Raw genomic sequence first — 6241 nt, 5'->3', positions numbered from 1 at the left:
AACATCACGGGCAAGGCGGCGGAAGCGGCGCTGGGCGCGGCACACATCACGGTGAACAAGAACGCGATCCCGAACGATCCGGAAAAGCCGTTCGTGACGAGCGGGATCCGTCTGGGTTCGCCGGCCATGACGACGCGCGGCTTCGGCGCGGCGGAAGCGGAGACGGTCGGCAACCTGATCGCCGATGTGCTCGAGAACCCGGAAGACGCAGCGACGATCGAGCGTGTGCGCGCGCAAGTAGCCGAGCTGACCAAGCGTTTCCCGGTTTATCGCTGATCCAGCATGCGCTGCCCGTTCTGCCGGCATGAGGACACGCAGGTCGTCGACTCGCGTGTGTCCGAAGATGGCGCCGCGATTCGTCGGCGCCGTCGTTGTTCGGCTTGCGACAAGCGCTTCACGACGTACGAGCGGGTCGAGCTGAACTTGCCGGCCGTCGTGAAGAAGGACGGCAGCCGCACGGAATTCGACCGTCGCAAGATCGTCGCCAGCATGCAACTCGCGCTGCGCAAGCGGCCGGTTGCGGCTGACGCGATCGACGCGGCGGTCGCCCGCATCGAGTATCAACTGCTCGCAACCGGCGAGCGCGAAGTGCGTAGCGAGAAGCTTGGCGAACTCGTGATGAACGAGTTGCGCGGCCTCGATACGATCGCCTATGTCCGTTTCGCATCGGTATACCGCCGGTTCGAGGATGTTTCCGAATTTGCCGACGTGATCGAAGAGTTCCGTCGCGCGTCCCCCTCCAAGCCTCCGCGTAAGCGCTGACGCGCTGCGTCCGTTCATCGTCTTCTCCGTGGGTTCAGTTCGCGCCGATTGTGTCGGCCGCGATCGCATGTCGCCAGTCGGCCGTTCGGCTAATGGCGCGTGTGTGCTTGCGTCGCTACAGTCGTCGCATCACGTTGACGGAGGGCGATGGCGATGGGACTGCCCCGACAGGGCGTTGAACAACGCATGCGATGCGGCGGCGGCTTTACGCTCGTCGAGCTGATGGTCGCGATCGCGCTGGCAGCCGCGATCGGACTATACGCAGCACCTGCATTCGATCAGTGGCACATGCGTGAACGTGTGGATGCACGCTCACGTGCGTTGCTCGGCGCGCTGTCGTTTGCGCGCACCGAGGCGACACGTCTCGGCGTGCGCGTCACGCTGTGCAGGGCCGGGCGCAACGGCGATTGCGTGCATTCCGGCGAGCGGTGTGACCTGGCGGGATGGTCATGCGGCTGGATCGTCAGCGGGCAGTTCGACGGACGGTCGCGCGTGCTGCGGCGCTATCCGCGCGATGCCGACATTGCCGTCGCGGGGGCGGCGCACGATCTGGCATTTGCTCCGCCGGCGGGCCAGGTGCTTGGCGGGATCAGGCGTTTCGAGTTGCGTCCGCGGCGCACGCTGTCCGGTGACGACACACGCGTGTCGCGCTGCATTCGGATCGCGGCAGGCGGCCGGGCGCGCGTCGTTGCCGGTCATTGCGAAGCGGCATGAAGCGCACGCGCAAGTCCATGCACGGCACGTCGCTGCTCGAAGCGGTGCTGGCCGTCGCGCTACTTGCAACGGTGATGCTTGCGGTGGCCGGCAGCCAGCTTGCGATGACGCGCGCGCAGCGCGCGACGATCTGGCGTGAGCGCGCGCTCTGGCTGGCCGATGCTCGCGTTGAGAGCCGGCGCGCAGTGGCGGGCGCCGACGACGGCATCGTGGCGCTCGCGTCTGCGTCGTTGCCCGGTGGCACGACGGCGCTCGACGATGGGCCGGCGAGTGTCCGCTACGTGACGGTCGGCTGGCGTGACGCTCAGGCCTCCGCGCCGACATCGGCGCGCTGCGAAAGTGCGCGGGCAGCAGTCGGGCCGCCGTCGTGCGTGCGGATGCCGTTTCGGGAGGCCGAGGACGATGCCGATGAACGGTGAGCGCCGCAGCCGCGCGCATACGCTGCTCGAAGTGCTGATCGCGATGACGGTCGGTCTGCTGGTGCTTGCCGCTGCCGGTGCGCTGTACCACGCCCAGCGCGTTGCGCAGCGGCGAGCGGAAGACGGCTTCCGGATGCGCGATGCGGCCGCGACCGCACTGATGCTGATCGGCGAGCAGATCCAGATGGCCGGGTTTCGCCCGCTCGATGTCGAAGGTGCGCCATCGTTACCGCCGGTGTTTGGCTGTTCCGCGGGGCGCGTGCGAGGCAATGGAGCGCAGGTGCGCTGCGAAACCGTGCGCGCAGCGTCGGACGCATTGCTGGTTCGGTATGTCGGCGATGCCGTGTCGACGTGGCCGACGATTGGGGCACAGGTGTCGGATTGTCTCGGGCAGGGCGTTGGCGCTCCTGGTGCGCGGCCGCTCGTGGAAAACCGTTTCGACGCGCATGTCAGCCCGTCGACGGGCGAGCCCGAGTTGTACTGCGAGGGAAGCGGGCGCCCGGGTACGCCGCAACCCGTCGTGTCCGGCATCGACCAACTGCGTGTGCGTTACCTTCGGCGCGAAGCCGCGCAGTTCGTCGACGCAGGGGCGATGAGTAGCGGCGACTGGCGCGATGTCGTTGCCGTGCATGTGTGCGTGCGTGCGCGTGGCGAACCGATGCACGCGCCCGCGCGTCATGTCGATTGCGATGGCCGCACGGCTGTTTCGCCGAATGGTCGCGCGCATCTGGTGCTGCATCGAATTGTCGCGTTGCGCAATGCCGCGGTCGCATCCACGGATCCCGTGGGTGATGCGGCGCAGGATCATGGGGTGTTGCGATGATCTACGCAAACCGATTCGTCGACGAGCTCGCGATGCGAATCGCAGCAGGTCGCGCAAGGCAGCGCGCGGTGGCGTGCCGCGACAGGCGACATGCGGCGCGCGGTGAGGGTCCCATGCTGAGCGGAACAATATCACGCGCACGCTTTCCGTCCACCAGTCGCGGCTGGCGTCGCGACGCGGGCCTTGCACTGCCGGCCGTGATCGCGGTCGGCGCGGCGGTCGCCGCGCTGACCGGCACATGGTTCGAATCCGCGTTGACGGAATCGCGCCGCACGCGTGCATTGTCGGACCGTCTGATCGCATTTCACGCAGCCGATGCAGCGCTGGCAGCCTGCACGGCGCGATTGCTCCGAGGCGGGGCGCCATACATCGACGAACCGGCGTCACCTGTCGAGCCGGACGCATGGCGGCGTGCGCCTGCGCTGGGCGTCGCCGAAGCGTTTGCCCCGTTCGCCTCCTGGCCGATGGCGGCCCAGCCGCCGCGATGCCTGATCGAAGCCTGGCGAGGTGTCGGTTCGCAAGAGAGCCGTGCTTACCTCGTCACCGCGCGTGGTGTCGGCAGCCATGCGTCGAGCGTGGTCTGGCTGCAGAGCCAGGTCGCGCTGCGAGACGGACGCATCGTTGCACAGCGCTGGCGGCGCGTCGCGGCGGTTCATCGATGAAACAGCCTCGATTGCTGCACCGATCGGTGGCGTTCACGTTGCTCGAACTGATGATCGTGCTCGCGATCGTTGCCGCGCTGGCCGGGTGGGGTATTCCGTCATATCGCGAGCATGTCGCGCGCGTGCATCGCGCATCCGCAGTCGCTGCGCTTTATCGCGCCGCTCAGTACCTCGAAACACTCGACGGCGCGCCGCCACGGACGCTGCCAGACGCATATACGCAGGCGCCCCCGGACGGGCAGGCGGTCTACGAAGTGGCGCTGCGGCGAACAGCGGGCGACGATGCGCCGGTGGCCTACGAACTCGTTGCGCGCCCGCTCGATGCAGGCCCGATGCGCGACGACGCATGCGGTGCGTTCACGCTGCGCGCGGACGGGACCAAAGGCAACGCGGGATCGAACGACGCAGAGGCGGACTCGCGGGAGCGGACATGCTGGGGCGTGCGTTGATAACGCGATCACGCACGGGAAACACACAGCGGCGCCGGGCGCGTGCGCGCCTGGGTGTCAGTCGTCGTTCGCGGCAGGTTCGCGCTCGTCGCGCGACTGTTTCCAGATCCGGTAGATCTCCCATGCAGCGAAGCCGACGGAGCCCCACTTCAGCGCGGGGCCCGCGCTCGCGCGCAGCAGCGAGCGTATGGGTTTCGCCAGCACGAGCGACGCGAGCGAACTCAACATCGGGTACTGGTTGACGAGCTGGCCGAGGCTCGCGTTCAGGTTCTTGGCGGACTGGCTGAACTTCGTGCCCGACAGTCCCGGGACGAATACCTTGAGCCAGCTGAAGCGCGTGACGGCGTGGCGCATTTCGGCGGCGGCTTCGGCAAGCTCGAGCCGCTCGACCTCGGATCGCAGGATCAGCAACTCCTTGCGGAGCGCGCGATGCTGCGACGCGTTCCAGTTCGATCGCGACGAATGGGGGCGGGTCGAATGGCCCGTGACGTTCTGGCTCATGGCGCGTCGGCGAAGTAGGTGAGAGAGGGGAACGCGACTGCGTTCACGGCTTGCCGCGGAAAATTTCGCGGTCTTTCTCGAGCTCGGCGAGCGTCGCCTCGAACACGGTCGGCGCGTCTCGCAGGCCCGAACGCGCTTTCAGCGCACATACGATGCCCGCGATCGCGTACAACGCGGTGATGGCCGCGAGCGACTGCCAGCGATAGGTATCCCAGAACGCGATCGTGACGAGCACGGTCAGGCTGATGAGCGCCATCGTCGCGAGCATCATGGCCGCGAGCCCGAGGAACAGCACGCCCATCAGGCGTTCCTTCTCCTCGGCGAGTTCGATGCCGACCAGTTCGAGGCGCGTTTGCAGGAGGCCGATCGCGGAGCCGACGAGGCGGCGCAGCGGTCCCTGGCCGGACGGCTGCGGGTGGGTGTCTGTCGTCATGGATGAGGCGCTTGTGCGCGCAATAAGCGGCTAGGGCAAAGCCAGCCGGCGGCGAACCGTCGGCTGGCTTCGGCACCCATGCACCGCACCGGGCGGCACATGGGGCGGAACGGCGCTGAGCGCGTTACTTGCGGTTGATCAGCAGGCCGATCAGCACGCCGACGCCGGCGGCGACGCCGATCGACGTCCACGGATGCTCGTGCACGTAGTCGTCGGTCGCGCGCGCGGCCTTCTTGCCTTTCTCGACCACCACGACCTGGACGTCGGTTGCCTTTTCCTTGGCCTGCTTCAGGCGCGACATGGCTTTTTCGCGCAACTCGGCCGCCCGGTCGCCCGTGCTGCTCGCTGCCTGCTTGAGCAGATCCTCGGCGTCCGCGAGAACGGTTTTGATATCCGACATCAGTTTCTCCTTGTTGATTTCCGACATTGCAACTCCCTTCATGCTGTCATGCTGCAGGTTCACATCGTAGCGAAACCCCTGCCGGCTGGCGAGCCGGGAAGACACGCGGCGGCGGTGCAAGACCACATGGTAAACGACCCGTAAGTATTGACAGAGCCGCAAATGCTGCGAAAAGTTTCCCTTGTGGCCGTCCGTCCTGCCCCGATACCGGGTAAAAATGACAAAAAAGTATGAATATCAAACAGAATAATCGTTCGCACCGCCCATTGCTTCCCGTAAGCTGATGGACTGTCCCGCGCCGTCCAGCGCGCGGTTTCAACCAGCATCGTTCGAGGAGGGAACATCATGAGTCTGCGTCTTGGTGACATTGCACCGGATTTCGAGCAGGAATCGAGCCTGGGCCCCATCAAGTTTCACGAGTGGCTGGGCGACAGCTGGGGCGTCCTGTTCTCGCACCCGGCCGACTACACGCCGGTCTGCACGACTGAACTCGGGCTGACCTCGAAGCTGAAGGGCGAATTCGAGAAACGCAACGTGAAGGTGATCGCGCTGTCGGTCGACGGCGTCGAATCGCACAAGGGCTGGATCAACGACATCAACGAAACGCAGTCGACGGTCGTCGGTTTCCCGATCATCGCCGACGCGGACCGCAAGGTGTCGCAGCTGTACGACATGATCCACCCGAACGCGAACGAAACGCTGACGGTGCGTTCGCTGTTCGTGATCGACCCGAACAAGAAGGTGCGGCTCACCATCACCTATCCGGCCAGCACCGGCCGCAACTTCGACGAAGTGCTGCGCGTGATCGACTCGCTGCAGCTGACCGACAACTACAAGGTCGCGACGCCCGGCAACTGGAAGGACGGCGACGACGTCGTGATCGTGCCGTCGCTGCAGGATCCGGAAGAGCTGAAGAAGCGCTTCCCGAAGGGCTTCAACGCCGTGCGTCCGTACCTGCGCCTCACGCCGCAGCCGAACAAGTAAGCAGCGGCTGCCACGTCGGCGGCGCGTGACGAACGCGTGCGCCGATGAAAACGGCCCGCCCGGCAGCGATGCCGGGCGGGCCGTGTCGTTTCAG

Annotated in this window: 10 protein-coding genes and 1 pseudogene; 8 read left to right on the top strand and 3 right to left on the bottom strand. The window is 66.4% G+C overall.

Features of this window, described 5'->3' with window-relative positions; translation table 11 throughout:
* The 7 genes and pseudogenes from glyA to HWX22_RS07080 form a co-directional block, all read left to right on the top strand.
* A pseudogene (gene glyA / locus HWX22_RS07110) lies at positions 1–276 on the top strand (serine hydroxymethyltransferase); the annotation flags it as partial.
* 6 nt (positions 277–282) lie between these two features.
* A complete protein-coding gene (gene nrdR, locus HWX22_RS07105; protein ID WP_006760615.1) occupies positions 283–762 on the top strand; it encodes a transcriptional regulator NrdR in 480 nt (159 codons plus the stop codon).
* Between the two features lie 153 nt (positions 763–915).
* Positions 916–1476: a GspH/FimT family pseudopilin gene (locus HWX22_RS07100; RefSeq protein WP_175915297.1), complete on the top strand. Its 561-nt coding sequence runs from the start codon at positions 916–918 to the stop codon at positions 1474–1476.
* Positions 1473–1895 (top strand): hypothetical protein, encoded by a 423-nt coding sequence (locus tag HWX22_RS07095; protein ID WP_175915295.1) that lies wholly within the window; start codon positions 1473–1475, stop codon positions 1893–1895. The genes HWX22_RS07100 and HWX22_RS07095 overlap by 4 nt, the downstream gene beginning before the upstream one ends.
* A complete protein-coding gene (locus HWX22_RS07090) occupies positions 1879–2718 on the top strand; it encodes a PilW family protein (RefSeq protein ID WP_175915294.1) in 840 nt (279 codons plus the stop codon). Before HWX22_RS07095 ends, HWX22_RS07090 begins: the two co-directional genes overlap by 17 nt.
* Positions 2719–2831: 113 nt before the next feature.
* Positions 2832–3380 carry a pilus assembly protein gene (locus tag HWX22_RS07085; protein WP_175915293.1) on the top strand — a complete coding sequence of 183 codons (549 nt, stop codon included), beginning with the start codon at positions 2832–2834 and terminating at the stop codon, positions 3378–3380.
* The gene (locus HWX22_RS07080) at positions 3377–3829 is read left to right on the top strand and encodes a type IV pilin protein (protein WP_175915292.1); all 453 of its coding nucleotides are present in this window, start codon (positions 3377–3379) and stop codon (positions 3827–3829) included. Before HWX22_RS07085 ends, HWX22_RS07080 begins: the two co-directional genes overlap by 4 nt.
* A 57-nt stretch (positions 3830–3886) precedes the next feature.
* Here the strand turns inward: HWX22_RS07080 and HWX22_RS07075 are convergent, their stop codons facing one another.
* The 3 genes from HWX22_RS07075 to HWX22_RS07065 all read right to left on the bottom strand — a co-directional run bounded on the left by HWX22_RS07075 (position 3887) and on the right by HWX22_RS07065 (position 5190).
* Positions 3887–4330, bottom strand: coding sequence for a DUF3318 domain-containing protein (locus tag HWX22_RS07075; RefSeq protein WP_059530521.1), 444 nt, complete (start codon positions 4328–4330; stop codon positions 3887–3889).
* Positions 4331–4373: 43 nt separating this feature from the next.
* On the bottom strand, positions 4374–4763 hold the full coding sequence (locus HWX22_RS07070; RefSeq protein WP_059690700.1) for a phage holin family protein: 390 nt from the start codon (positions 4761–4763) through the stop codon (positions 4374–4376).
* 124 nt (positions 4764–4887) lie between these two features.
* On the bottom strand, positions 4888–5190 hold the full coding sequence (locus tag HWX22_RS07065) for a YqjD family protein (protein WP_006754606.1): 303 nt from the start codon (positions 5188–5190) through the stop codon (positions 4888–4890).
* 318 nt (positions 5191–5508) lie between these two features.
* On the opposite strand from HWX22_RS07065, the gene HWX22_RS07060 reads away from it, so the two are divergent.
* The gene (locus HWX22_RS07060) at positions 5509–6147 is read left to right on the top strand and encodes a peroxiredoxin (RefSeq protein WP_034182833.1); all 639 of its coding nucleotides are present in this window, start codon (positions 5509–5511) and stop codon (positions 6145–6147) included.
* Positions 6148–6241 lie beyond the last annotated feature (94 nt).

The sequence above is a fragment of the Burkholderia sp. BCC1638 genome (assembly GCF_902833195.1).
GTDB lineage: Bacteria > Pseudomonadota > Gammaproteobacteria > Burkholderiales > Burkholderiaceae > Burkholderia > Burkholderia diffusa.
The sequence above is the reverse complement of the archived record's forward strand: the minus strand, read 5'-3'. Positions and strand labels throughout refer to the sequence as shown.